Origin of the sequence: Chryseobacterium sp. ON_d1 (genome assembly GCF_006829085.1) — a bacterium.
GTDB lineage: Bacteria > Bacteroidota > Bacteroidia > Flavobacteriales > Weeksellaceae > Chryseobacterium.
Genome location: NZ_BJTC01000002.1, coordinates 250,222 through 276,032, shown reverse-complemented (window position 1 = coordinate 276,032; position 25,811 = coordinate 250,222). Strand labels below are relative to the sequence as shown.

Sequence of the window (25,811 nt, the reverse complement as noted above, 5' to 3'; positions counted from 1 at the left end):
GAAAATAAAAAAAAAATTGCATTTTTTTTCAAAAATGCAATTTAATATCTTTATTAATATTGGTTTAAATTAATGTTTTACAGATGAAACATCTTCCGGGTTATGTTTGTGTTTAAACAAAACACCAAAGAATATCGCCAATACTAGCGCATAGATAGCAAAAGAAAGCCATATCTGATGCCAGTCTTTTACCATCACTACAGAGGAAAGCGTCCCGTCTGAATTAACAGCAGCATTGAAACTATTCTTTATAATTTCCAGAAAAGTAGGATTATCAGGAGTCGTTTCAAGATAAGCAGACAGGTCTGCGGCGGTTGAAAACTTATGGGTGAAAAATTTATCGATTGCCCATCCAGCAATATAACTTCCGAAAACAGCTCCAAAACCGTTCGTCATCATCATGAATAATCCCTGAGCTGAAGAACGAATTTTTTTGTCAGTAGTGGTTTCTACGAAAAGTGACCCGGAGATATTAAAGAAATCGAAGGCCATTCCGTATACGATGCATGAAAGAATAATCAATGAAAGTCCAAAACCATCCGGAACTCCATAGGCAAAGAATCCGAATCTTAAAACCCATGCCAGCATTGACATCAACATTACTTTTTTAATTCCAAATTTCTTCAGAAAGAAAGGAATTGCCAAAATAAACAATGTTTCTGAAACCTGTGAAATGGACATAATGATGGTAGATCTCTGTACTACGAATGAATCTGCATATTTGGGGAAATGGGCAAATTCACTTAAGAAAACGTCTCCATAAGCATTGGTAAGCTGAAGTGCAGCTCCTAAAAGCATGGAAAACATAAAGAATAATGCCATTTTATAGTTTCCGAAAAGCTTGAACGCATTCAATCCCAGTTGTTCTGATAGTGGTGAGCTTTTATCAATCAGCTTTTGTGGCGGACACTTTGGTAATGTAAGCGCATAAATTCCTAAGAATATTGCCACCGCACCTCCAATATAAAACTGTCCTTCGGTAGCTTTGTTTCCGCTAAGGTTAGTAATCCACATGGCTACAATAAAGCCAATAGTTCCCCAAACACGGATGGGAGGAAAGTCTTTTACGACATCCAGATTATTATTTTTCAGGATTGTATAAGAAATTGAATTGGCTAATGCGATGGTAGGCATGTAGAAACACATCGCTACAAGCATTACCGAAAAGAAGGAGTTGGGATCTGCAGAATGAGGCAATATGAAAAGAATAACCCCATAAAGAATATGCAGTACTGAAAATATTCGTTCCGCATTTACCCAGCGGTCAGCAATAATTCCAGTAATGGTCGGCATAAAGATGGAAGCAATTCCCATGGTCCCGAAGACAGCTCCAAACTGAGTTCCGTCCCAATGTTTTGTGCCAAACCAAAAGTTTGCCATCGTTATCAGCCATGCTCCCCAAACAAAAAACTGGAGAAAACTGAGGATGGTCAGTCGTAATTTTAAATTCATAGTTTATATAAAAAGTATCTCTTTAGTCAATTTTCTTTTTCCTCCTCTTGATTTCTTCCTGGATTTCAAGGGCAGTATCATAGTCTTCTTCTTTCACGGCTTCATCCAGTAACTTCTGAAGCTCCTCCATGGAAAGAGATTTCAGGTTGTCTTCTGTCTGTACAGTTTCCGAGAAAGACTGGTCTTCTTTTGAAACGTCTTCCAGTTCCAGTAAAATTCCTGCTTCATTTAAGACCTGCTGAGTTGTAAATATCGGTGCATCGAATCTTACAGCCATTGCAACAGCATCAGAAGTTCTGGCATCAAGGATCAGTTCTTCATCCGTCACTTTATTTTTGAAGTTGATATTGGAGAAGAATACTCCGTCTACAATCTGATAGATAATGACAGAAACCAACTCATAATTGGCAGAAACTATAAATTTTGTGAATAAATCATGAGTAAGAGGACGCGGTGGATGAATATCTTTTTCCAATCCTAGAGAGATAGACTGGGCTTCGAAGTTTCCTATAACAACAGGTAATTTTATGTGTGTTTCTTCATGCTCCAGTAACAATGCGTACGCACCTGATTGAGTCTGGCTGTACGATATTCCGCGAATAATTAGCTGCTTATAATCCATAGCTACAAATATAGATTAATTTTTTATTGTGATTTCACTTTTTTACGCAAAAATAAAAGCCCGGAAAGCCGAGCTTTTATATATTTGGTGAACAGTCGTGAATGATCAATAGTGAATTTTGCTTCGCAAGTGAATTATTTAATTAAAAATTGACGAGCAAAGCGAATTGACTATTTACAATTCACTTTCTTATCCTTTTATTGCTTTAATTTTTTCTGTTAGTGCAGGAATGATCTGGAAAGCATCACCTACTACCCCATAATCAGCAGACTTGAAGAATGGTGCTTCAGGATCGCTGTTGATCACTACGATCGTTTTTGAAGAGTTAACCCCTGCAAGGTGCTGAATCGCTCCGGAAATCCCTACAGCGATGTAAAGGTTGGGTGAAATCGCTTTACCTGTTTGCCCTACGTGCTCTGTGTGAGGTCTCCATCCGATATCAGAAACTGGCTTGGAACATGCTGTAGCAGCCCCTAACACGTTTGCCAAATCTTCAATCATTCCCCAGTTTTCAGGACCTTTCATCCCTCTACCGGCAGAAACAACGATTTCAGCTTCTTTAAGGTCTAATTTCCCTGAACTCTGCTCATGAGAAATCACCTTGGTATCTTCATTCGCTACAGATAAATTTTTCACTTCTTCTGAACCTGACACTGCATTTTCTTTAACCCCGAAGGCATTTTGAGAAACCGTAACGATTACTCCGTTTCCTTCAGCTTTAGCATGCATGAAACCTTTTCCTGAAAAAGCTCTTCTTTTTACCTGAAAAGGAGAAAGACTTTCGGGAGCTTCCAGCGCATTGGTGATCAATGAATAGTTTTTCATTACAGCAAGCATTGGAGCGATAGAAGAAGCATCAGTAGTATGAGGAAAAACGATGATATTTCCATCTGCTACTTCACTTACAGCCTGCGCAAATGCTTTTGCTGAGAAGTTCTTAAGACCTTCGTCTTTGATATTGATTACGTTTGATGCTCCATATTTGTATAATAAATCTGAAGAATCAGTTGGATTTACAGAGATTGCTGTAACAGTATCTCCTGCCTTGTCAGCGATAGCTTTAGCATAAGAAACTGCTTCGAAAGCTGCTTTTTTGTAAACTCCGTTTATATTTTCTGCGTATACGAATACTGCCATTGTTTTACATTTAAAAATTTAAAGATTGAAAAATTTAAAGATTAGATTACTTTAGCTTCTTCGTGAAGTAATCTTACCAATTCATCCAGGTTATCAGGAGAAACCATCTTCACAGCTGCTCTTGGCGGAACACTGTCATAAGATACACCCTGAACTTTTACTTCTGAAGAAGAAGGTTCTACTACCTGCAATGGTTTTGTTCTTGCAGACATAATTCCTCTCATATTCGGGATGATAAGATCTTTCTCATCTACCAATCCTTTCTGACCTGCAATAACTGCTGGTAATTTTACTGAAATAGTTTCTTTTCCTCCTTCAATTTCTCTTACTGCTGTAGCTTCACTTCCGTTTACGTCTAATCCTACAGAAGCGTTTACGAAAGGCTGGTTCAGTAACTGGGCTACCATTCCCGGAACAGAACCTCCGTTATAATCAATAGATTCTTTTCCGCAAAGGATAAGATCATAGCCTCCGTTTTGAGCTACCGCTGCAATTTCTTTTGCTGTAGAATAACTGTCTTTCGGATCAAGATTTACTCTTACCGCATCGTTGGCACCAATTGCCAGAGCTTTTCTGATTACAGGTTCTGTAGCAGCATCCCCTACGTTGATTACTGTTACTGTTGCTCCCTGAGATTCCTGAAGTTTAACCGCTTTTGTCAATGCAAATTCATCTAGAGGGTTGATCACCCACTGAATTCCGTTTTTGTCGAAAGCAGATTTATCTGCTGTAAAGTTAATTTTGGAAGTAGTATCCGGAACACTACTAATACAAACTAATATTTTCATATGTTGCTTATTGTTTTTATTGTCATATGTAACCTTACGGTTTCATGTGTACTATTTTATTTTCCCTTTGATGCATTAATCCATGACGATTTTTGCAGAGATTTTGTTTGAATTAATTTTTGCTAATATAAGCAAAAAATATATTATGCATGCATAATATATATTGATTTGCTATTCAGAGCATTAAAATTAACAAAACGCCCTGAAATAGGGCGTTTTTATGTTATCAAAATAATGATTTGTATTATTTTTTAATGAACTTTTTAGAAAATTTGCTTCCCTTAATTTCCATGGTGATGATATAAATTCCGGGGGTCAAATTTCTGATATCTATTTTTTCATGATCAAAATGCATATCCTTTTTTCTTCCTGCAATATCAACAATTTCAATTTTAGTAACAGGCGATTCAGATTGTATATGAATAAAATCAGCTGCAGGGTTCGGATAGACTGAAACATTGGATTCTTCTGCCATAGCCTCTCTGGTTACCAATGTCGCATTATTCGTTGCGGTTACCATATAGTCATCAAAAGAAGTGATATGCGCTATAGTATTCCCTACACCGGCTACTGAAACAAAATCCAGCTCAAAAGGATCTACACCTGCCGCTGCCGGAACATGCGTGGATGCAGGCCCGTAAGTAACACCTCCAGGCGTTGTCCACGTAACTGCTCCTGTAGTTTTATTAAATGTACAGTTCAGAGTAATCCAGGTATTAGGTGGGTAGGAATAGGTAGGTGGCTCCAGATAAAAAAGATAGTTCCCTGTTACTCCATTTGATATTTTGGTGTAGTACGCAATCCCTACAATCCGCTGCGTATCATATTCATACCCTGCCCCAAGCAGTGTTTTATGGGTTGTGCCGTCATAAATTAAAACAGTTCCTCTTCCTACACCGCCAGTTGCGTTTCCTGTGTACAGACTAAAGCTCAGTTTAAGGATATCATTCCCTGAGGTTCTTGCAGCCCAGGCTGTACCCAACCCATTCTTCCACATAAACTTTGTTGCAGATGCACCTGCACTTCCTGTAAGCTGTAAAGATTTTCCGTGTGAAGCATCTATATTCACAATCTGCGCTTCTGAATTGGAACCTCCCGGAAAATCAGTATAAAACCCGCCCTGGCCAGGAACAGATGCGGTGATATCCGTTCCTACATTTCCGATGGTATAAGCATTAAAATTGTCACTTTCCAGGGTCTGGGCTTTCAGGGTCTGAAATAAAATCAACAAGAATACATTAATTGATAGAAAATTTTTCATATAATATTTTTAATTCGATGCCAAACTTACTTCAGTTTAAAAATAGAATCAATACCAGTTATTAGGTAAGTTTTCTGTTAATAATTAAATGAAGAAGAATTCACTTCCGTCTATAAGACAATATAAAACTGAAAAGGTTGTCTGAAATAAAAATATTAACTAATGCATTAGCTAATTGATTGTGATTTAAAACAGTTCTTATTTTAATGTAAGCAATTTAATTCTCTGTGGTTAAGAAGGTTTCATTGCCCTAAACTCTATTTTACTTGGCAAAACTCTTGGATTCATCTTCAGAATATCCAATACAAGGTTCCCCATATCTTCGGGCTGAATCTTCCAGCTGTCTTTTTCTGATGGAATATTGCCATTAAAATGAGTCGCTACAGAACCTGGCATAATCACCGTGGACTTAATATTGTATTTTCTTAAATCAATCATGGCAGCCTGGGTAAATCCTACCACTCCAAATTTTGAAGCATTATATCCTGTTCCGTTTTCAAAGAAATTGGCGCCGGCAAGACTGGAAATGGTAATATAGTACCCTTCTGTCTTCTTCAGTTCCTCCACGGAGGCTTTCAGAGTGTAAAAAGCACCTGTAAGGTTGGTCTCTATCATATCATTCCACTCTGCTGCGGATAGTTCGTCTACGGGCTTAAATATTCCTAGTCCTGCATTTGCAATAACATAATCCAGCCTTCCGAACTTTTCAATGGTATATTTCACTGCTTCCTGTTCACTTTCCAGGCTTCTTACATCAGAAACAATTCCCAATACGTTTTCTGAGTACTTTCTGAGCTCTTCTTCCGCCTTCTGGACATCTTCTCTTTTTCTTCCTGAAAATGCTACAGAAATACCGTTTTCAAGTAAAATTCTCGCAATCCCAAAGCCTATTCCTTTAGTTCCTCCCGTTATATAAGCTGTTTTATTTTCTGACATATGATTAAAATTTTAATTCTCTAAAATAACAAAAACGCTCCAATTGGAGCGTTTTGCTAATACTAAGATTTATCAGTAATTATTTTTTGATGAACTTCTCGGTAATTGTACCTTCTTTGGTTTCAATAGTAACAATATAACTTCCTGAAGCCAGTCCTTTGACATTTATTCTGTCTCCATCCAATACTGTATTCATTTTTCTTCCACCCTGATCAAAAATTTCTGCCCCATTAATTTTGGCTTTAGATTTAATAATCAGCATATCAGATACCGGATTCGGATAGACGGAAATCTTTGTTTCTGCTTTTGCCGATTCAGAAACAGCTAACGGAGTTGTCCCGGTAATTTTAATATTATCCAGAAGCATAATATACTGGTCGTTACTGTCATTTCTGAATGCTATATAAACATTTTGACCTACATAGCTATTTAAGCTGACAGTATGGGTACTTCCTGTGTTGGGCTGGTTGGTAACAGTTTTTAAAATGGTTGTAAAGTTCGAAGACTGATTTCCGGTTGTTGATATGTAAACCTTATAATCTTCCAAGAATGAACTTGCGCCAAGACTGGTTGCAACCCAGGTAAGATTAACACCTGTTGATCCGGCCGGTATACTGATCTGGGGGGATACAAGCCAGTCATTCGCTACTCCTGCCGGATCATACCATGAATTTGACACGGCAACATTACCTGACATTCCGGTAGCTCCGGATGGGTAAGCAAAGCCAGTGTAATCTGGTCCTGAGTTCTGAATTTGGGATAATGAAAGGACATTCCATGCATTAGTAACCAATGCGGGTAAGCCATCTCCACCAGCGTTTACAGCACTGATCGGAGTATTTCCATCTAAATTATACAGAGTCCATGCTCCGATTCCCGGTCCGGCACCATCCCAGTTTTCCTGAAAAATTGTAGTCTGTGCATGTAAGGTGTACAACCCCATAAATGCACCCAAAAGTAATATTTTTTTCATAATACATATTTTTATACATTGACAATGTACAAAATACAATTCAAATACACAAATAAAATAATATATTAACCAAAACAAAGTATAAAATAAATTTTGAACACATTTATTGATAAAATATAGAAAATAATACAAAATAACTTATTCTTATTTGTGTTAAGAAAAACAAAAACGCCCCAATTGGAGCGCCTTACAGAACTATTTAAGTACTATTTTTTTATAAATTTTCCGGTTGATTTACCAACCTTAGTTTCAATGCTGATCATGTAATTTCCGGGATTCAGGTTTCTGATATCGATTTGATTTCCGTTTATATCTGCATCTGTTCTTCTTCCATTCATATCAAAAATCTCTGCTTTATCGATTTTTATGTCTGTATGGATCTTCAGATAATCTGATGCCGGGTTGGGATAAATTGTCATTTCTTTAGCTGATGTCTCAGAATCCTTAATTCCCAATATCTGCAATTCACTATTAATCTTAATATTATCTATATAAGCCAATCCCAACGCATTGTTATGTACAAAACGTAACTGGTCTATATTAAGAGAGCCTGCAGCCACCCCTGTGTAAATTAAAATATTATTAAGATAATATCTTACCTGCGAAGCAGTCCCTACGATTTTAAACCGATACCAGGTATTGGGCAGCCAGACTGACGATGTAGAAATGAGATTCTGTACACCAGCTATGATATTCAGAATTTTCACTAACCCTGTTTTATTAAAATCCAGTCTTACAACAAACTGATCATCAATACTGCTGACCCCCTGGAAGCCAAAATCAGACCCGTTAAGCTGGGATATATTAATATCAAATGATACAGAAAAATTATTATAGGCAAGCGGGGTTGACAGGTTGTAAAAACCTCCGATAACAGGATCAGACTGGGTTCCGTAAGTATTTTCTTTGACAATTTTCAGGGAACTGCTACCATCACTGGCTTTATCTGAGCTAATGGTCTGATGAGTTACATTTTCAGGAATACCTCCGGTTGGAGTACTGATCCACCCTGCTTGTCCATTGATGCTTCCAATGTTGAACCCTTCATTGGATTCAAATGATACGGTCTGTTGCGCAAAAAAGCAAATTGATGATAATATACATGCAATTGAGTAGTATTTTTTCATAGCAAATCAAGTTTTGTATTAAAAATATAAACTTTCCACGAATGGTGAAATAACTTATTGCCAATAAAAAAATAACCCGTTTATTTTCAGGGTATTTAATTTCTAAATCTGCTAAATCAGGTTCTTAAAACAGCCTTTTCTTCTTTAAAGAGAACAAAAAAATAAGGCTTTTCTTCACAGAAATGCCTTATCATATACAATTATTATTAAATTACTTTGAATAATTTTCAAAAAACAATGGAATACTTTCAATTCCTTTATAAAAATTAAACAATCCATAATGCTCGTTTGGAGAGTGTATTGCATCAGAATCCAGCCCAAAGCCCATCAATACGGATTTAGCTCCTAAAACCTGCTCAAACATAGCGGTAATCGGAATACTTCCCCCTCCTCTGTATGGAAGAACTTCTTTTCCGAATGCAGATTCCATTGCCTGTTTTGCTGCAGCAAATTCTTTGGTACCCGTTGGTAAGACATAAGGCATTCCTCCGTGGTGAGGAGTTACTTTAACTTTTACTGTATCCGGAGCGATCTTTTCAAAATATTTCGTGAATTTTTCTGTGATCTCCTGTGGAGTCTGGTAAGGAACCAAACGCATTGAAATTTTAGCAAAAGCTTTTGAAGGAATTACTGTTTTTGCGCCTTCTCCTGTATAACCACCCCAGATTCCGTTGCAGTCTAATGTAGGGCGGATCGATGTCCTTTCTAAAGTAGTATATCCCTTTTCCCCTTCAATATTGCTTAATCCAATTGATTTCTTGAATTCCTCCGGATTGTCTTTCAATTTGTTCATCTCTGCTCTGTCAGCATCTGATACTGTTTCTACATTATCATAGAATCCGTCAATAGTAATGTGTCCGTTTTCATCAATCAGATTCGCGATCATTCTTGAAAGAACGTGAATAGGGTTTGGAACGGCCCCTCCGTAAAGTCCTGAGTGCAAATCTCTGTTTGGACCTTCCACTTCTACTTCTACGTAACTTAAGCCTCTTAACCCTGTTGTTACAGTCGGTTGTTCATTACTATAAATATGAGTATCAGAAATTAAGATGCAGTCACAGGCTAATTTCTCCTTATTTTCGTTCACCCAATCTCCTAAGCTTACAGATCCCACTTCTTCTTCTCCTTCCAGGATAAATTTAACGTTGCAAGGAAGAGCATTGGTCTTCATCATGGCTTCGAAAGCTTTCAGGTGCATGAAAAACTGTCCTTTGTCATCCGCAGAACCTCTGGCAAAAATTGCTCCTTCAGGATGCAATTCAGTTTTCTCAATATAAGGTTCAAAAGGAGGTTTTGTCCATAATTCCAATGGATCTGCAGGCTGAACATCATAATGTCCATATACCAATACTGTAGGCAGGTTTTTATCTAAAATTTTCTCTCCGAAAACAATTGGGTATCCTTTGGTCTGGCAAACTTCTACATGATCAGCCCCTGCATTTTTAAGGTGTGCTGCCACTACATCTGCACACTTCAAAACGTCATCTTTATACGCCGGATCTGCAGAAATGGAAGGAATTCTCAATAACTCAAATAATTCATCCACGAAACGCTGTTTGTTTTCGTTAATGTAATTTAATGTCTCTTGCATTGTAAAAATTTATTTTGTTAAAATTAAAAAAAATGCCTGGCAGGGACAAACAAAAAGGCAGTATTTTCCCAACCCTATGCTAATGAGCCCTGTAGATATCTTTTTTAATAAAAAATGCCCTGCGGAAACAGGGCACTTATATATTTGTACTACTAATTAGTGTTCAGCTTTTGGAGCCTTTTCAGCTTCAGCAGGTTTTGCAGCTGCAGTACTGTCTGTTTTTGGAGCGGCAGCTTCCGGTTTTGCAGGAGCTTCTTCTTTATGTTCTGCTGTAGCAGCTTCATGTCCGTGAGCTTCCCCCTGAGGATCATCAGAATATCTTTCTACCCCTTCTTCAAGTTTCAAAGTACCTCTGTTTCCTCCCTGCGGAACTTTTTTACAGCTTACCGCTACTGCTGCAATGGCTAAACATATAACTAATTTTTTCATATGTAAAATTATTTTTTTAAAGAGTAATATGGAACCGCACTATTTGTAGTCTATCTGATTTTCCAAACGGCAAGCGATTTCATGCTTAAATTTTTGATTGCCCAAAAGTAAGAAATCCTGCTTTTTTCGGCAACATTTTTATACTGATTTTAATATTATTTTCCCTTTTTTGGATTGTGTAAAAATAAGATAGTGATCACCTCCGTCTTTCAAACTATATTTTTTTTTGATTTCCTCGGGTTTTAAAGGATAATTTTTGGCAATAATATTAAACTGGCCTTTCTTTTTAATACTTTTAGAATCAACAATTTCCATTTCAAAAATCCTTCCTGGAAAGTTTGTAATTCTTTCACCTGAAGTGTAAAGATGACTGTTAGGATGAAGCTTCTTTAATCCGAATTTCTGTGAAATCAAATTAAAAACGCCTGCTTTCAAAATAGTGTTATTAGGAATATAAATGTATTTTTCAGGCTCAGAATAGTCAGATTGAGCAGTTTCTTCTTCCCCAAATATAAAACTAAAGGCAGATTCTCTGCTTTCAAGGTTTACACAGTTGCAGATCATCTTCGCGGTATTCTCATTGGAAAGGAATACAACAACTTCTTTCACATCGTTTTTCACCGCAATAATATCAATCCGTGAAATACCCGGCAACACTGAAATAAGATATTTAAGATCAATCAGTGGTGAGAGCTTAATGACTACCAGACTGGAAACAGACTGTAATTTTTCCTGAATCTCAAGAATATCAGGAGAAAGGTCTTCCAACAGAAAAACTTTATTTTTATGCTGGTCCCTTCTTGCCGGATCCAGATAAATAACATCAAAATTTTCTTTGTTTTCAGCAAGGAAGTCCTCTAGCTTTCTATTGATAAATTTTGCGCGACGGCCCAAAATATTCCAATTATGTTCAACAATTTCCAGAAGTTCTGTATTCTGCTCTATTAAAGTAATATCGTCAAAGTTTTGAGACAGATAATAGGCATCAATACCAAAACCGCTTGTAAGGTCTATGAATGTATTTCCATTTAAAATTTCAGATTTATAAAGGGCCGTTTTTTCTGATGAAGACTGTTCCAGATTAAGCTGCGGTGGAAAAACAATTCCCTCTTTCAGTAAGAAAGGAAATTTCTTTTCTGCAACCTGTTTTCCTTTGATCTGCTGAACTATTTCATGCATTGACACTTCCGGAAACGGGGATTTTTTCAGCAATAATGTATGTAAATCCGTATTCAGATTTGCATTGATGTAATTTTGAATTTCCTTGTTTATTAATTTAACCACAGATGACACGGATTTTCACAGATGCTTATGTTTTATTTACGTAATTCTAATATTTGAATTTATTCATTCCTTCTAAACCGCATAAAAGATTTCCATAGATGCTTAATGTCTCATTTTACATATCAGAATACAAAATCTTATTCGAAAATGATTATTAATCAAATTATCTCTTATAAAAAATATAATCAGTCAATACCGGAGTTATTCCGCTTTGCTTAAGCAAAGAGTTGATTTGCCCTCTGTGATAAGTAGAATGATTGACTGCATGAAAAAGCATTTCAAAAATAGTGTTTTCAAACTTTGTTCCTCTTGAATTCTGATATTCTATTCTTTGATCCGGATCAAAATTCCTGATAATATCTATACTTTTAAGAAAATTAGTATGATTGATTTCCACCAGAGACTCAAAAGGATTGATCTGCCAGACTTCAAAAGTAGTTTCTCCCAGTATCCTGGCATTCCAGATCTGTTGTGCATTAAGAGTATGATTAATCAGACTGATTGTTTTATCATCTACAAGCGCTCTGTTCTCAGCAATAACTTTAATCATCTCAGCATTGAAATGATAGGTGTATTCAAATAAATCGATCAGTTTTTCTTTCATTATTCAAACATTTCAGCCCAGCGTACCGCCTTTATTTCTTTTTCGTCATATAGATCAGCAGCAGACTTTTTAACGTCTAATTTAGGGTATAAATTCACTCCTATCAGCTTTATTTTTCCTTCTTCGATCCATTGCTGTTCTTCAACAGCATGATCATAGATCTTTTTCTGAATAACTCCCTGTTTCAATAACTCAAGATATCCCCCTGCTTCTTCTATTTCAACGAACAGATTCCATGCTTTCTCTGCAAACTGCCGGGTAATATCTTCAACATAGTAACTTCCGTTGGAAGCATCCTCAAATACATTAATGATACTTTCGTAGGCCAAAACAATCTGTTGTTTGAAGGAAATTTCTTCTGAGTTATCTGTACTTCTGTCCACAAGGTAATTGTTGGAGAAAACGGCATCAGCTCCTCCGATCATTGCTGAAGCAAGCTCCAGTGTGGAACGGATCAGGTTGTTTTCATTATCAGAAACGGCCTTGTTTCGTAATGAAGTCTCAGCAAAAATATAGGGAACTTCATCCAGTCCATATTCTTTTGACAGTTGGTTAAAAACCATTTTAAAAGCTCTCAGCTTTGCCATTTCAAAGAAATAGTTTCCTCCTACTGCTATTCTGAAGATTAATTTATTTAAAATTTCAGCACCATATGCTTCTACCAATTCCTTAGTTTTTGCCAGAGCAATACCAAGCTGCTGATCAATAGCTGCTCCTGCATTCTGATGCAGTGAAATATCTACACAGATGTTTCTTTTAAAACCTTTTGCCAGTAATTCCTTTGCCAGCTGATCATCAATACTTGCTTCTTTTTCATTAAAAACATCAATCAACGAAAAATACTGATCTTCTTCTTTAGGGCTGATATGCCCAGCCAGATCTTTATTATTAACAAAAAGAGTTTTCTGATCAAGGTTTTCTACATTCTGATCCAGCACAAATGCAAATACTTCTTCTTCCAGACTTTCATGGTATCTTGCTACCAGATGGGTACTTTCTTCAATTCTGGGCAGGTTTGCCAAAGGATTCTGAACTTCTGTGTAAAAAGGCTTCACCTCTATTCCTTCCAGATTCTGTTTCTCTAAAACAGGGTAAATATCCTCTGTTTTAAGCTGTTTTTTGACTAAATTTTCCCAGTTTGAAAGTATATCTGTATTTGACATTAGTTTTAGTTTAAATGGTGAATTGTCCATGGTGAATTTTCTTTCACAACCGTCAATACGTTTAATTGACTGTTCACTATTGACGCTTTAGCATGCTTTTATTTCTTGGCGACTTTTGTACTGTCTACCACCAAAATGAAGATTTCTTCATTCGGTTTTTTCATAAAATAATTTTCTCTTGCGTATTTTTCTTTTTCTGATTTGTTGTTCATCAGTTTTTTATAAAAAGCATCATTCTTCTCGTACTCCTTTTTATAGTAGTCCAGCTGCTCTTCATATTTATGAATCTCGCCATTCAGTTCGTTAATCACAAGAAATGATGTTTTATCGAAAAAAATCATCCATACCAAAAACAGACAGATCGTAATGGTATACTTGTTCAAAACATATTTCTGGATAAGTTTGAAGGTTTCAGATTTCGGCTGAATGTCTTTGATAAGGTTGTTTTCTTCCATTTTTTAATGTTTTTTCAACGAATTTTTAATAACTGTAGTTAAAAAATCAATCGCTACGGAATTCTGCTTCATATTGGGGATGATAAGATCGGCCTCGTTTTTTGACGGCTCGATGAATTCCTGATGCATTGGCTTCAAAGTAGTCTGATACCGGTGCAATACCTCACTCAGATCTCTTCCTCTTTCCTGGGTATCCCTCCTGATCCTCCTGATTAATCTTTCGTCAGAATCAGCATGTACGAATACTTTCAGATCAAATTCTTTAAGTAATTCTTTGTTGGTAAGAACAAGAATTCCTTCTACTACCAATACGTTCTTAGGTTCTACAGTGACATGATCTCCTGTTCTGGAATGAGTGACAAAGCTGTAAATCGGCTGTTCAATAGGCTCATTGTTTTTTAAAGCTTTCACATGTTTTATCAGTAGGTCAAAGTCTATGGACTTGGGATGGTCATAATTTAAAGCCTCTCTTTCTGTCAATGTAAGACCCTGGTTGTCGTGATAATAATTATCCTGAGAGAGGATATTCATTCCCTCAATATCAAGCTGCTGAAGTATCTTGTCAACAACTGTAGTTTTGCCGGATCCTGTACCACCGGCAATTCCTATTACAAGCATTGTTTTTTTGTTTCTTTATAGTTGGTACAAATATACTATTTTAGATAAAATATGACAATGTAAGAGTGTTGAGAAATTAAAAGATTAGAGCATTGAAAGATTGAAAGATTAGCCCGAAACCCGTTAGTCTTTATGATATATTGTCATTCTGCAACATTCTTCTCCGGATTCAATAAAAAAACCGACAAATTGATTGCCGGTTTTTTATTTTAAACGATTTCGCTTGTTAATTCCCGCGAAATTAATTTTTCATGCATAGGCTTCAAAACATCCATTGAACCTGTTTTTACGGTACATTTACCTTTGTAGTGAACGAGAATTGTACATTGTTCAGCCTGCTCCAGGGTATGTTTACATATTTCGATAAGGCAGTCTATAACATAGTCAAAAGTATGAATATCATCATTATGCAGCACCAGTTTATAGACATCATCCGTATCATCCAGGACAAGAACATCTTCTTCGTACTGACGTTTAGGGTTTTCGTAATCTTTTATGCTATTATAAAAATTCATTGTAACAGTTTTGCTTTAAACTTCTCCGATCTTATCTGCTAAATTATCGACAGCATTGGGTTCATGGTACACCAGCTCAACCAACTCAACACTCTTGTTATTCATTTTCAGAATTTTGAAATGGTAATCTGCAAGATCAAACTCCTGATTTTCTTCAGGAATCTCTTCCAATTCGTAAAGAATGAATCCAGCTAATGAATTGTATTCACTTTCCTCAGAAAGCGGCAGTTTTTTAGGGAGAAATTCATTGATTTCATCCAAGGGCTGGGTGGCCTGTACCCAATAGGTATTATCAGCTATTTTATCAACAATTTTTTCTTCCTCATCTTCTTCATCCTGAATCTCTCCTACCAGTTCTTCAAGAATATCCTCCAGGGTAATGATTCCTTCTGTTCCTCCGAATTCATCGATAACAACTGCTATATGCTGTTTTTTAAGCTGGAAGGTTTTCAGTAAATCTGAAACTTTTTTACTTTCCACCACGAAAAAAGCATCACGCATCAAATCTTTAAGATCTTCGTGATCCAGATTTCCCTTTCTCTTTACAAATTCTCTTATAATCTCCTTTGTATAGAAAATTCCGATGATATTGTCAATAGAATCAATGTATACAGGAATACGGGAATATCCGCTGTCCATAATCTTATTGATAATCTCATTGATGTCTTCTTCAAAATCTATGGAAGTAATATTCTGTCTTGGAACCATGATCTGCTTGGCAGAATGGTCTGTAAAATCAAATGCGTTTTTGATGATCTCATAATTCTCTTCTTCAATCTCACCACTGTCTGCACTTTGTTTTACCAAAAGCTGAAGTTCTTCTGTAGAGTGAATCTCCTGTTCGGATGCCGGATGGATTTTAATCAGTCTTAAAAAGCCATTCGACATGGAATTCATCAACCAGATAAACGGTTTAAAAATAAGATAAAAAACTCTCAATGGAACTGCAGTTGCCATGGTAGTTGCTTCAGATTTTCTGATCGCAATTGATTTTGGAATAAGCTCACCAAACACAATATGCATGATGGTAATTAATACAAAACTGATCACCAGGGATACCGAAGTAATGGAAGCCTGGCTCATTTCCATATTTAGGGAATGGAAAATATTTTCAACAATATGATGCAGGGCACTTTCTCCTACCCAACCAAGGGCAAGGGATGCCAATGTGATTCCCAGCTGTGTAGCAGAGAGATATTCATCAAGATGCTTGATGATATGTTCGGCCTGCTTAGCCATAGAATTTCCTTCTGCGGCTTTTAACTGAATTTGAGAGTAACGAACTTTAACAATTGAAAATTCTGCGGCTACGAAGAAGCCATTTAGTAAAACAAGAAATAAGGCCAGCAAAAGCCTGACTATGTCCGAGTCCATTTAGAAATTATATAAATTTTATTAAGTACAAAGATATGTAAAATAAAAATAACCTGAATCCCGGATAGATTATTTCGATTGAGTATTTTCCGGAAGAAAAAACGAAGCGATAAAACACTGTTTTTTTGAAACAAAAAAAATAATTGACCCATTACCTTATTTTTATATAAAAAAGGAATTTTTGACAGGTAAATTGCCGTTTTAATATTTATAAAAATAAAAAAGCACCGAAGTTATTCGGTGCTTTTAATGTATGTTAAAATAATTCTTTACGAATTTTTCAAAGCTTCTGCTCCGGAAACAATTTCCAGGATTTCGTTGGTAATTGCAGCCTGTCTCGCTTTGTTGTAGAAGATCACAAGATCGTTCTTCAAAGCCTGAGCATTATCTGTTGCTTTGTGCATTGCTGTCATTCTCGCTCCGTGCTCAGATGCTACTGAATCTAAGATCGCTTTGAAAACCTGAGTTTTGATAGACTTTGGAATTAAGTTATCCAGGATTTCAGCTCTGTTAGGTTCAAAGATATAATCAGTTTCAACCTGAGGCTCTGTATTTTCAGGCATTGAGATCGGAAGAAGTTTTTCTGTAGTCACTTCCTGAGTCGCTGCATTAACGAATTTATTGTAAATAACATAAACTTCGTCAAATTTTCCTTCTCTGAAGCTTGTCATTACCCCTTCAGTAATATGAGCAACTGCATCAAAGTTCAGGTTGTCATAAACAGAACTTCCATTAGCATATACCGAACGGTTCTTTCTTACAGCATCGTACACTTTCTTACCTATCGGAAGAACTTCAATCTCATACTGAGCATTGTTCTGGAACTGAATATTAAGTTCCTTTACGATAGAAGAGTTGAAAGCTCCCGCAAGACCTCTGTTTGAAGTAACAGCGATGAAAAGTACTCTTTTAACCTGTCTTTTCTGAGCATATACAGAAATCTGATCAGGATCAGAGCTAGAATTTACATTCTGGATAAGCTCCTGTAATTTTTCAGAATAAGGTCTTAGCATTACGATTGCATCCTGGGCTTTTTTAAGTTTCGCAGCGGAAACCATTTTCATAGCACGGGTAATCTGCATCGTAGATGAAATTGACGTAATTCTGCCTCGTATTTCTTTTAAGTTTGCCATTAATTTGGGTTCAAAGTTTAAGGTCTAAAGTTTAAGGCTTAAAACACTATATTTTAAACCTTAAACATTGAATTTTTTAGTTGTATTTAGAAGCTAAATCGTTAGCAGCCTGCTTAAGAACACCTGTAATATCGTTATCGATTTTTCCAGCTTTGATAGCAGCCATTGTATCAGGGTGCTTAGATCTAAGGAACTCGATATACTCGTGTTGGAATTCTTTAATCTTGTTCAATGGAACGTTTCTCAATAAGTTCTCAGTACCAGCATAGATCATAGCAACCTGGCTGTCTACCGGAAGTGGAGAGTTTACCGGCTGCTTAAGAAGTTCCACATTTCTTTCTCCTTTAGAGATTACTGCCAACGTAGAAGCATCAAGGTCAGAACCGAATTTGGCAAACGCTTCCAATTCTTTATATTGAGCCTGGTCAAGCTTCAATGTACCAGAAACTTTTTTCATCGATTTGATCTGAGCGTTACCCCCTACCCTTGATACAGAGATACCAACGTTGATTGCAGGACGAACCCCTGAGTTGAATAGATCAGACTCCAGGAAGATCTGTCCGTCCGTAATAGAGATTACGTTTGTAGGGATATATGCAGATACGTCACCTGCCTGAGTTTCGATAATCGGAAGGGCAGTTAATGAACCTCCACCTTTAACGATTGGTCTAAGAGACTCTGGCAAATCGTTCATTTGCTTAGCAATTTCGTCATCAGCGATTACTTTTGCAGCTCTTTCCAATAGTCTTGAGTGAAGATAGAAAACGTCTCCAGGATAAGCTTCACGGCCCGGTGGTCTTCTCAATAGTAGAGAAAGCTCACGGTAAGCAACCGCTTGTTTAGATAAATCATCATAAACGATAAGCGCTGGTCTACCTGTATCTCTGAAGAACTCACCGATAGCAGCACCTGCCATCGCAGAATATACCTGCATTGGAACCGGATCTGATGCGTTAGCTGCAACGATCACAGTATAAGCTAAAGCTCCTTTATCAGAAAGGGTTTTAACGATTTGTGCTACAGTAGAAGCTTTCTGACCGATAGCAACATATATACAATATACTGGTTTACCAGCATCAAAGAATTCTTTTTGGTTGATAATCGTATCGATCGCAACAGTAGTTTTACCTGTCTGTCTGTCACCGATGATAAGCTCTCTCTGTCCTCTTCCTACAGGGATCATAGAGTCGATCGCAACGATACCTGACTGTAATGGTTCAGTTACCGGCTGTCTGTAGATAACCCCAGGAGCTTTTCTTTCTAATGGCATTTCATATAAATCCCCAGTAATAGGACCTTTACCATCGATTGGGTTACCAAGAGTATCTACTACTCTTCCTAACATTCCTTCTCCTACTTTGATAGAAGAGATTCTGTTTGTTCTTCTTACTGTATCACCTTCTTTTACTAATTTACTTTCACCCAATAGAGCAACACCTACGTTGTCTTCTTCAAGGTTAAGTACAATACCTTCTACATCACTAGAAAATTTCACCAACTCTCCGTATTGTACGTTTTCTAACCCGTATACACGAGCAATACCATCACCGATGGTTAAAACTGTACCTACTTCCTCAACGTTGGATTGAGTATCGAAGTTGGCCAATTGCTGTTTTAAGATCGCAGATACTTCTGCCGGATTTATTTCTGCCATTGTATGGTTGTTTTTCTTAATTTAATTGGAAATCTTTTTTAACTTGGTTCAGTTTTGTCTTCACAGACGCATCTACCTGCTGGTCACCTACTCTCAGAATATATCCTCCAAGAATTTCAGGCTTCACATTTACTTTCAGATCAAAGTTTGAATCAGCATTTACAAGATTTGTAGATCTTAAAATCTGATCAAGGTTCTCTTTTGAAAGCGGAGTTGCTGTAGTAAGCGTTACTCTCTGTACACCGCTAAGGTCTTCTACTTTGTTGATAAATTCCTGAGCGATATTTTTCAATTGGTTTTCACGTCCGTGTTTAATCACCAATCTGATCAGATTTTGAGAAGAAACAGATAAACCTTTGAATATTTCGTTTGCTACTTCTATTTTCTTTTTAGAATCGATGTAAGGAGTAAGGAAAAACTTGTTTAAATCTTTAGATTCAGCCATTACCTTTACTACATCTTTCATTTCTGAAAATACAGTAGCCGTTTGCCCTGCTTCATTGGTGAAGTCAAGTAAACCTTGTGCGTATCTTTTAGCTACTTTAGATGTAAGCATTCTTAGTTAAGGTTTGATTTGTTTAAATAATTTTGAACTAATTCGTTTTGCGCTTCACTGTTGTCTAGTTTTTGTTTCAAGATAGACTCAGCAATGTTTACAGATAAAGTACCGATTTGAGTTTTGATGTCTGCCATAGCAGCGTTTTTCTCAGCGTTAATAGTCTGTTTAGCAGCTTCGATCATTTTGTCTCCTTCAGCTTTAGCAACATCTTTAGCTTCTCCTACGATTCTGTCTTTAATTTCTCTGGCTTCTTTAAGGATAGCATCTCTTTCGATTTTAGCTTCACGAATGATTCTTTCGTTATCCTCTTTTAAAGTTTCCATTTCTTTTCTTGCTAATTTAGCTTGATTAAGAGCGTCAACAATAGATGTTTCTCTGTCATTGATAGACTTTAAAATAGGTTTCCAAGCGAATTTACCTAACAAAAATAATAATGCTAGAAAAATAACAGACTGGATAATAAATAATCCTGATGAAAACTGATGAATTAATTCCATTATATAAATGTATAAATAATTATTACTTTTTTAAAGAACCATTACCTGTAACCAACCGTTACAGATAATGGTTTGATTTTAATTAGTTTACTGCGAATAGAGCAGCAAACGCAACACCTTCTACAAGTGCAGCTGCGATAAGCATAGCTGTTTGGATTTTTCCAGATTGCTCAGGTTGTCTAGCGATAGCTTCAAGAGCAGCAGCTCCGATTTTACCAAGACCGATACCTACACCTAGTACTACGATACCAGCACCTACAATTTTAGGGATTTCCATAATATATAATTTTAAAAAATTTGTTTTACTTTAATTAAATTTCAATTAGTGAGCAGCATGATGTTCGTGCTCGTGCTCTTCTACTGCCATTCCGATAAACAGAGCTGATAACATTGTAAAGATATAAGCCTGTAAGAACGCTACCAATACCTCCAGTAAATAAATTACCAATGTAAGGAACGGGAATGCAACACCTGCAATAAAGTTTTTGAATACGTAAATCAATCCGATCAAACTCATTACTACGATGTGACCTGCTGTCATGTTGGCAAAAAGTCGGATCATCAAAGCAAACGGTTTAGTGATTGTTCCTAATAATTCAATAGGAAGCATGATCAGTTTCATTGGAACAGGAACTCCTGGCATCCAGAAGATGTGCTTCCAGTAATCTTTATTTGCTGAGAACGTTGTAATCAAATAAGTAAGAATAGCAAGGAAGAATGTCATTGTAATATTACCTGTAACATTAATTCCGAAAGGCATTAATCCAAGAACGTTAAGGAAAAGAATAAAGAAGAATACAGTTAATAGATACCCCATAAATCTCTTATACTTATGCCCGATATTAGGAATAGCAACTTCGTCTCTTACAAAAATGATTAATGGTTCCAGGAATCTTGCTGCACCTGTAGGAATCGCTGACTTTTTATAAGATTTAGCCATTCCAACAAATAATACAAACATAAAGATTGACACCAGTAAGATAATCAGTACACTTTTCGTAATAGAAAGATCCAAAGGCTTTTCATTAGTTGGATGACCATCTTCACCAGGTGTTAAAGTTCCTTTTGCATCCGTTTTATAAATTTTCTCATGGTGTAATACATAATAAGAACCGTCTACTTCTGTAGGCTCTCCATGCATGAACCCTTCTTTGTTGCTCATGAAAGAATGAAAACCATTATCATAAAAAATAACAGGAAGAGGGAAACCGATATGGTGGCCTTCTTTATCAACCATCAATGTGAAATCATGTGCATCCAATAAGTGATGATCGATGAACTCTTTGTTTTCTTTGCTTACTTTGTCTTTTTCTGAAAGCTCTTGAGCAGGAGCTGCCCCAGCAGTAGTTTCACCGTGCTGTGCAGACACTAAGTTTAATACAAAAATACTGTAGAATAAAACTGCGAATTTCTTAAACATTGATAGGTTTTTTTCGTTGTGCAAAAATATGATATTTTTTCTAGTTTCAATAAATTATTTTACTGTTTTTTATCATGATTAATCAGCTTGATTGCATAGTATGTAAGCAGTGCTGTCAGGACAAAATATGGGATGATAAAATGATATTTATAGCCTGGAATCACTTCAAAGTTCAGTTTTTTTCTGATTAAGTACATCAAACCGAATTTTAAAAGGATCAAACCAATAACAGACAGTCCTAAAAATTCCGGCGCTGCCCTATTGATTAAAATAATAAGAGTGATCATCATCATAAACATGACACTCAGAAAAAGGTAAAATTTAATGATCACTATTTCATCCAGGTGAAAAACAAATTTCCAAAGAGAAAAATGCACCAGAAAAGTCAGAAAAAATAAAACGACAACAAGAATATTGGGATTAATTTTCATTCTATATTTTAATTGATCGCAAAAATAGACTTTTTCTATCGTATTATAGTATGATTTGATATTTATCATTTTTCTCCGCATAATAATATTACGTATATATATAATATTACGTGTTCAAACACTTTGGATATGCTAAAAATTCCTTATTTTTGCAAACCTATAATTTACAATAAATATGTTTAATAGTTTACAGGATAAATTAGACAAGGCATTGCATAATATTTCCGGTAGAGGAAAAATTACTGAAATCAACGTGGCGGAAACCGTAAAGGAGATCCGTAGAGCATTGGTGGATGCCGACGTTAACTATAAAGTTGCAAAAGACCTTACCAAAAGAGTTCAGGATAAAGCATTGGGACAAAATGTTCTTACTTCCCTTACACCGGGGCAGCTGATGACGAAAATTGTTCATGATGAACTGGTAGACCTTATGGGAGGTTCTCAGGAAGGAATTAATCTTTCGGGAAAACCTACTGTGATCCTTATTGCAGGTCTTCAGGGATCCGGTAAGACAACTTTCTCAGGAAAGCTTGCTAATTATTTACAGACAAAAAGAAATAAGAAACCTCTACTGGTAGCATGTGACGTGTATCGTCCTGCAGCGATTGACCAGCTGAAAGTATTGGGAGGACAGATCAAAGTTCCTGTTTATACTGAAGAAGGTTCTACGAATCCTTCTACAATTGCTGAAAATGCGATCAATTTTGCAAAAGCCAACAACCACGATGTGGTGATCGTGGATACTGCCGGCCGTTTAGCCATTGATGAGCAGATGATGAACGAGATCAAATCTGTACATTATTTCATCAAACCACAGGAGACTCTTTTCGTAGTGGACTCTATGACAGGTCAGGATGCCGTGAACACTGCAAAAGCGTTCAACGATGCTTTGAACTTTGATGGGGTTGTTTTAACGAAGTTAGATGGTGATACAAGAGGGGGAGCTGCACTGACAATCCGTTCTGTTGTTGAAAAGCCCATCAAATTTATCTCTACAGGAGAAAAAATGGAAGCTTTGGATCTTTTCTACCCGGAAAGGATGGCAGACAGAATCCTGGGAATGGGAGACGTTGTTTCCTTAGTAGAAAGAGCACAGGAGCAGTTTGACGAAGAAGAAGCTAAAAAACTTCACAAAAAAATTGCTAAAAACGAATTCGGATTTGACGATTTCCTTAAGCAGATCAACCAGATCAAGAAGATGGGTAATATGAAAGACCTGATGGGAATGATTCCTGGGGTTGGAAAAGCAATCAAAGATGTAGAGATCAGCGATGACGCATTTAAGCATATTGAGGCCATTATCTACTCTATGACTCCTGAGGAAAGAAGAAAACCTTCTATCATTAATACACAAAGAAAAAACAGAATTGCCAAAGGCGCTGGAAGAAAAATCGAAGATGTGAATCAGCTGATGAAACAATTCGATCAGATGGGCAAAATGATGAAGATGATGCAGGGACCTCAGGGAAAGCAAATGATGCAGATGATGAGCAAAATGCCGAATATGCCTGGAATGGGCGGAATGTTTGGAAAATAAGAAAGACAACATCATTCATAAAAAAACTCTCAGAAATTCTGAGAGTTTTTTGTTTTTATAGAGATCTGTTTATTTAAACTTGTATCCTACTCCTAACTGAAAGAAATTCATTTTTAATGTTTCACCATCCACAGGATTCTTGATCATATTGGTAAGACCAAAGCTATAACGTACATCTACAAATAATCCTTTGTATACATTGTAATCAGCACCCAGGAATAGACCAAAATCGGTAGATTTCAAACCACTATTCAGCTCTTTTTCCAAATAACGTTCTCCTTCTTTAAGCCCGGCAGGATCTACCAAACCGGCATTAGGACCACTTAATTCAAATTTTACTTTATTATTCGTTTTAAAGCTTACATAAGGACCTGCATAAATTCCTAGTTCCGGCGTTGCATAATATCTTGCAGATACAGGAATAACAATTCTGTTAAGGTTCATCTTTTCAGTTAAGGTAATGCCTGTACCTGGCATCCCAACTTCAGCTTTTCCGCCAAGATTGGCATATTCTACCTCTCCCTGAACAGCAAACTTATTATTCAATTTATGCTCAACCAAACCTCCGATATAAAATCCTGATTTGGATTTTAAACTAGCTTCGAATCCTCCAAATTCGAAATCGCCCTCACTGGAATTTAATTTTGATAAAGCATAACCGGCTTTGACACCGAATGTAGTTTGTGCATTCAGACCTGCAAACAAAGCGATTGCAGACGCTAATAAGATTTTTTTCATGATTATTAATTAAATAGTTTTCAAACTTAAAAAAGCCCGGGATATTAACCCCAGGGCTAAAATATATAATTGTTTATTATTTTGCAAATACATATTTCACTCCAAAAGTCACTGAAGCTAAATTGACTCCAAATTTGTAATCATTAGTTCTTTTAGCTCCTTCCATGTCTTTTTTGTAAGTATTGTATCCGAATTCCCCTACGGTAGCTTCAATTGACCAGTTCTTAGTCAGGAAATAATCCAGACCTGGTTTAATATTCACTCCGATGTTGGTGTAGTTATTTTTTTCTGTAAACGGAGCGGAAAGTATAGGATCTCCACCATCACCTTCACTGTTAAAATCCAGTTTTTCATTACCGAATTCCAATGGAACCTGTAATTGTCCGAAGATGTATAATTTATCGGATAAAGTCCAGTATTTTCTCACAAAGGGAGCAACAACAAATGCGTTATCCGTATTTTTAATCTCAATTGTATTAAGGAATTCAAAACCATTTACCGTATATTTTGTAACAGCACTTTTATAGCCTACACCAAGCCCTATTGCCAAGTTGCTATCAACGAAATAACCAGCTGTAGGAAGAATTCTGATTACATCATCCTTTGTTTTGGCTTCAAATTCATTCTTTTCTTTGTGGTAATATTCTACCTGACCTGAAAGATAAGAAGTTCCTTTTGCAATCTGTGCATTCGATAAAGCGAAAAGCGCAACAGCGCCCATCAATAAGATTTTTTTCATGATTATTATATTAGTTTTACAGAAAAAAAGCCCTAAGAGTTTCTCAGGGCTTTCTTGCTATATGCTTTGTTTATTATTTTGCAAATACATATTTAACTCCGAAAGTTACAGAAGATAAATTCAATCCGAAGTTGTAGTTGTTTGTAGCATCACCATCTTTTGGTTTGTAGTTGCTGTAACCGAACTCACCGATAGTAGCTTCGATAGACCAGTTCTTGTTTAAGAAATAATCTAAACCTGGCTTCACAGTAACACCAATTTTAGTGTATTTAGCTTCAGTAGAAGTAGAGTTAGTAGAAACCGTAGTTCCTGCACCTGTTGTAGTTGTAGCTACAGAGCTAGTTTCAGTTTCAGTCTTACCAAACTGCATTGGAACTGCTAATTGACCGAAGAAATATAACTTGTCAGATAAAGTCCAGTATTTTCTTACGAATGGAGCCACAACAAAAGCTGGAGTTTTAACAACACTCTCGTTTACAACTGTAGTGTTTCCTAAAGTTGTAGTAGTAGATACAGTGTTCTTTTCAGTCTGATATCCAACTCCTAATCCGATTGCTAAGTTAGTGTTTACGAAATATCCAACTGTAGGTAATACGTTGAAGTTTTCTTTTTTATCGTTACCGTTGTTAGTTTCTACCTGAGAATAACCAACAGATCCTGATAAATATGTAGTTCCTTTAGCAATCTGAGCGTTTGATAAACCAAAAAGTGCAACAGCACCCGCTAATAATATTTTTTTCATTTTAAAAAATTTTAATACTTTCTGAGGGCAAA

General features: G+C 36.4%; 28 protein-coding genes. 1 reads left to right on the top strand and 27 read right to left on the bottom strand.

Annotated features, from left to right (window positions below):
- Window positions 1–69: 69 nt before the first annotated feature.
- From CRS_RS04650 to CRS_RS04535, 24 genes are all read right to left on the bottom strand, one after another.
- Complete coding sequence (locus tag CRS_RS04650; protein WP_142722913.1) at window positions 70–1,452, bottom strand: nucleoside permease; 1,383 nt, start codon at window positions 1,450–1,452, stop codon at window positions 70–72.
- A 22-nt stretch (window positions 1,453–1,474) separates the two neighbouring features.
- The gene (locus CRS_RS04645) at window positions 1,475–2,074 is read right to left on the bottom strand and encodes a bifunctional nuclease family protein (RefSeq protein WP_002979146.1); all 600 of its coding nucleotides are present in this window, start codon (window positions 2,072–2,074) and stop codon (window positions 1,475–1,477) included.
- A gap of 189 nt (window positions 2,075–2,263) precedes the next feature.
- Window positions 2,264–3,211, bottom strand: coding sequence for an electron transfer flavoprotein subunit alpha/FixB family protein (locus CRS_RS04640; RefSeq protein ID WP_062674983.1), 948 nt, complete (start codon window positions 3,209–3,211; stop codon window positions 2,264–2,266).
- A gap of 41 nt (window positions 3,212–3,252) precedes the next feature.
- Window positions 3,253–3,999, bottom strand: a complete 747-nt coding sequence (locus tag CRS_RS04635; protein ID WP_047429867.1) for an electron transfer flavoprotein subunit beta/FixA family protein — start codon at window positions 3,997–3,999, stop codon at window positions 3,253–3,255.
- A gap of 244 nt (window positions 4,000–4,243) precedes the next feature.
- Window positions 4,244–5,260, bottom strand: a complete 1,017-nt coding sequence (locus CRS_RS04630) for a T9SS type A sorting domain-containing protein (protein ID WP_142722912.1) — start codon at window positions 5,258–5,260, stop codon at window positions 4,244–4,246.
- A gap of 231 nt (window positions 5,261–5,491) precedes the next feature.
- On the bottom strand, window positions 5,492–6,196 hold the full coding sequence (locus CRS_RS04625; protein ID WP_142722911.1) for an SDR family oxidoreductase: 705 nt from the start codon (window positions 6,194–6,196) through the stop codon (window positions 5,492–5,494).
- A 79-nt stretch (window positions 6,197–6,275) separates the two neighbouring features.
- Complete coding sequence (locus tag CRS_RS04620; protein ID WP_142722910.1) at window positions 6,276–7,169, bottom strand: T9SS-dependent choice-of-anchor J family protein; 894 nt, start codon at window positions 7,167–7,169, stop codon at window positions 6,276–6,278.
- A 206-nt stretch (window positions 7,170–7,375) separates the two neighbouring features.
- Entirely contained in the window at window positions 7,376–8,296 is a 921-nt protein-coding gene (locus CRS_RS04615; protein ID WP_142722909.1) for a T9SS type A sorting domain-containing protein, read from the bottom strand.
- 211 nt (window positions 8,297–8,507) lie between these two features.
- Window positions 8,508–9,887 (bottom strand): dipeptidase, encoded by a 1,380-nt coding sequence (locus CRS_RS04610; RefSeq protein WP_142722908.1) that lies wholly within the window; start codon window positions 9,885–9,887, stop codon window positions 8,508–8,510.
- 156 nt (window positions 9,888–10,043) lie between these two features.
- Window positions 10,044–10,316 carry a hypothetical protein gene (locus tag CRS_RS04605; RefSeq protein ID WP_142722907.1) on the bottom strand — a complete coding sequence of 91 codons (273 nt, stop codon included), beginning with the start codon at window positions 10,314–10,316 and terminating at the stop codon, window positions 10,044–10,046.
- 138 nt (window positions 10,317–10,454) lie between these two features.
- Window positions 10,455–11,600 (bottom strand): class I SAM-dependent methyltransferase, encoded by a 1,146-nt coding sequence (locus CRS_RS04600; RefSeq protein WP_142722906.1) that lies wholly within the window; start codon window positions 11,598–11,600, stop codon window positions 10,455–10,457.
- 163 nt (window positions 11,601–11,763) lie between these two features.
- Window positions 11,764–12,204: a DinB family protein gene (locus CRS_RS04595; RefSeq protein WP_142722905.1), complete on the bottom strand. Its 441-nt coding sequence runs from the start codon at window positions 12,202–12,204 to the stop codon at window positions 11,764–11,766.
- The gene (locus CRS_RS04590; protein WP_142722904.1) at window positions 12,204–13,367 is read right to left on the bottom strand and encodes a methylmalonyl-CoA mutase family protein; all 1,164 of its coding nucleotides are present in this window, start codon (window positions 13,365–13,367) and stop codon (window positions 12,204–12,206) included. Before CRS_RS04590 ends, CRS_RS04595 begins: the two co-directional genes overlap by 1 nt.
- A gap of 98 nt (window positions 13,368–13,465) precedes the next feature.
- Window positions 13,466–13,822, bottom strand: a complete 357-nt coding sequence (locus tag CRS_RS04585; protein ID WP_002979124.1) for a septum formation initiator family protein — start codon at window positions 13,820–13,822, stop codon at window positions 13,466–13,468.
- A 3-nt stretch (window positions 13,823–13,825) separates the two neighbouring features.
- Window positions 13,826–14,440: a uridine kinase gene (gene udk, locus CRS_RS04580; RefSeq protein ID WP_002979122.1), complete on the bottom strand. Its 615-nt coding sequence runs from the start codon at window positions 14,438–14,440 to the stop codon at window positions 13,826–13,828.
- 209 nt (window positions 14,441–14,649) lie between these two features.
- Window positions 14,650–14,955 (bottom strand): ATP-dependent Clp protease adaptor ClpS, encoded by a 306-nt coding sequence (locus CRS_RS04575; RefSeq protein WP_142722903.1) that lies wholly within the window; start codon window positions 14,953–14,955, stop codon window positions 14,650–14,652.
- Between the two features lie 15 nt (window positions 14,956–14,970).
- A complete protein-coding gene (locus CRS_RS04570) occupies window positions 14,971–16,329 on the bottom strand; it encodes a hemolysin family protein (RefSeq protein ID WP_142722902.1) in 1,359 nt (452 codons plus the stop codon).
- A 269-nt stretch (window positions 16,330–16,598) separates the two neighbouring features.
- Window positions 16,599–17,462, bottom strand: a complete 864-nt coding sequence (gene atpG / locus CRS_RS04565) for an ATP synthase F1 subunit gamma (RefSeq protein ID WP_142722901.1) — start codon at window positions 17,460–17,462, stop codon at window positions 16,599–16,601.
- Window positions 17,463–17,538: 76 nt separating this feature from the next.
- The gene (atpA, locus tag CRS_RS04560; RefSeq protein ID WP_142722900.1) at window positions 17,539–19,116 is read right to left on the bottom strand and encodes a F0F1 ATP synthase subunit alpha; all 1,578 of its coding nucleotides are present in this window, start codon (window positions 19,114–19,116) and stop codon (window positions 17,539–17,541) included.
- A gap of 16 nt (window positions 19,117–19,132) precedes the next feature.
- Window positions 19,133–19,672: an ATP synthase F1 subunit delta gene (gene atpH / locus CRS_RS04555; RefSeq protein ID WP_002979112.1), complete on the bottom strand. Its 540-nt coding sequence runs from the start codon at window positions 19,670–19,672 to the stop codon at window positions 19,133–19,135.
- A gap of 2 nt (window positions 19,673–19,674) precedes the next feature.
- Entirely contained in the window at window positions 19,675–20,172 is a 498-nt protein-coding gene (locus tag CRS_RS04550) for a F0F1 ATP synthase subunit B (protein ID WP_002979110.1), read from the bottom strand.
- A gap of 82 nt (window positions 20,173–20,254) precedes the next feature.
- Complete coding sequence (atpE, locus tag CRS_RS04545; RefSeq protein WP_002979108.1) at window positions 20,255–20,449, bottom strand: ATP synthase F0 subunit C; 195 nt, start codon at window positions 20,447–20,449, stop codon at window positions 20,255–20,257.
- 45 nt (window positions 20,450–20,494) lie between these two features.
- Complete coding sequence (atpB, locus tag CRS_RS04540) at window positions 20,495–21,592, bottom strand: F0F1 ATP synthase subunit A (RefSeq protein ID WP_142722899.1); 1,098 nt, start codon at window positions 21,590–21,592, stop codon at window positions 20,495–20,497.
- Window positions 21,593–21,651: 59 nt separating this feature from the next.
- Window positions 21,652–22,023 carry a hypothetical protein gene (locus CRS_RS04535; RefSeq protein ID WP_142722898.1) on the bottom strand — a complete coding sequence of 124 codons (372 nt, stop codon included), beginning with the start codon at window positions 22,021–22,023 and terminating at the stop codon, window positions 21,652–21,654.
- A 175-nt stretch (window positions 22,024–22,198) separates the two neighbouring features.
- Between CRS_RS04535 and ffh the strand changes: the two genes are divergently transcribed.
- Window positions 22,199–23,560, top strand: a complete 1,362-nt coding sequence (ffh, locus tag CRS_RS04530) for a signal recognition particle protein (protein WP_115961405.1) — start codon at window positions 22,199–22,201, stop codon at window positions 23,558–23,560.
- Window positions 23,561–23,629: 69 nt separating this feature from the next.
- Here the strand turns inward: ffh and CRS_RS04525 are convergent, their stop codons facing one another.
- From CRS_RS04525 to CRS_RS04515, 3 genes are all read right to left on the bottom strand, one after another.
- A complete protein-coding gene (locus CRS_RS04525; protein WP_142722897.1) occupies window positions 23,630–24,298 on the bottom strand; it encodes a porin family protein in 669 nt (222 codons plus the stop codon).
- Between the two features lie 76 nt (window positions 24,299–24,374).
- Entirely contained in the window at window positions 24,375–25,037 is a 663-nt protein-coding gene (locus tag CRS_RS04520; RefSeq protein ID WP_142722896.1) for an outer membrane beta-barrel protein, read from the bottom strand.
- A 73-nt stretch (window positions 25,038–25,110) separates the two neighbouring features.
- A complete protein-coding gene (locus tag CRS_RS04515) occupies window positions 25,111–25,779 on the bottom strand; it encodes an outer membrane beta-barrel protein (protein WP_002979100.1) in 669 nt (222 codons plus the stop codon).
- Window positions 25,780–25,811: the final 32 nt, after the last annotated feature.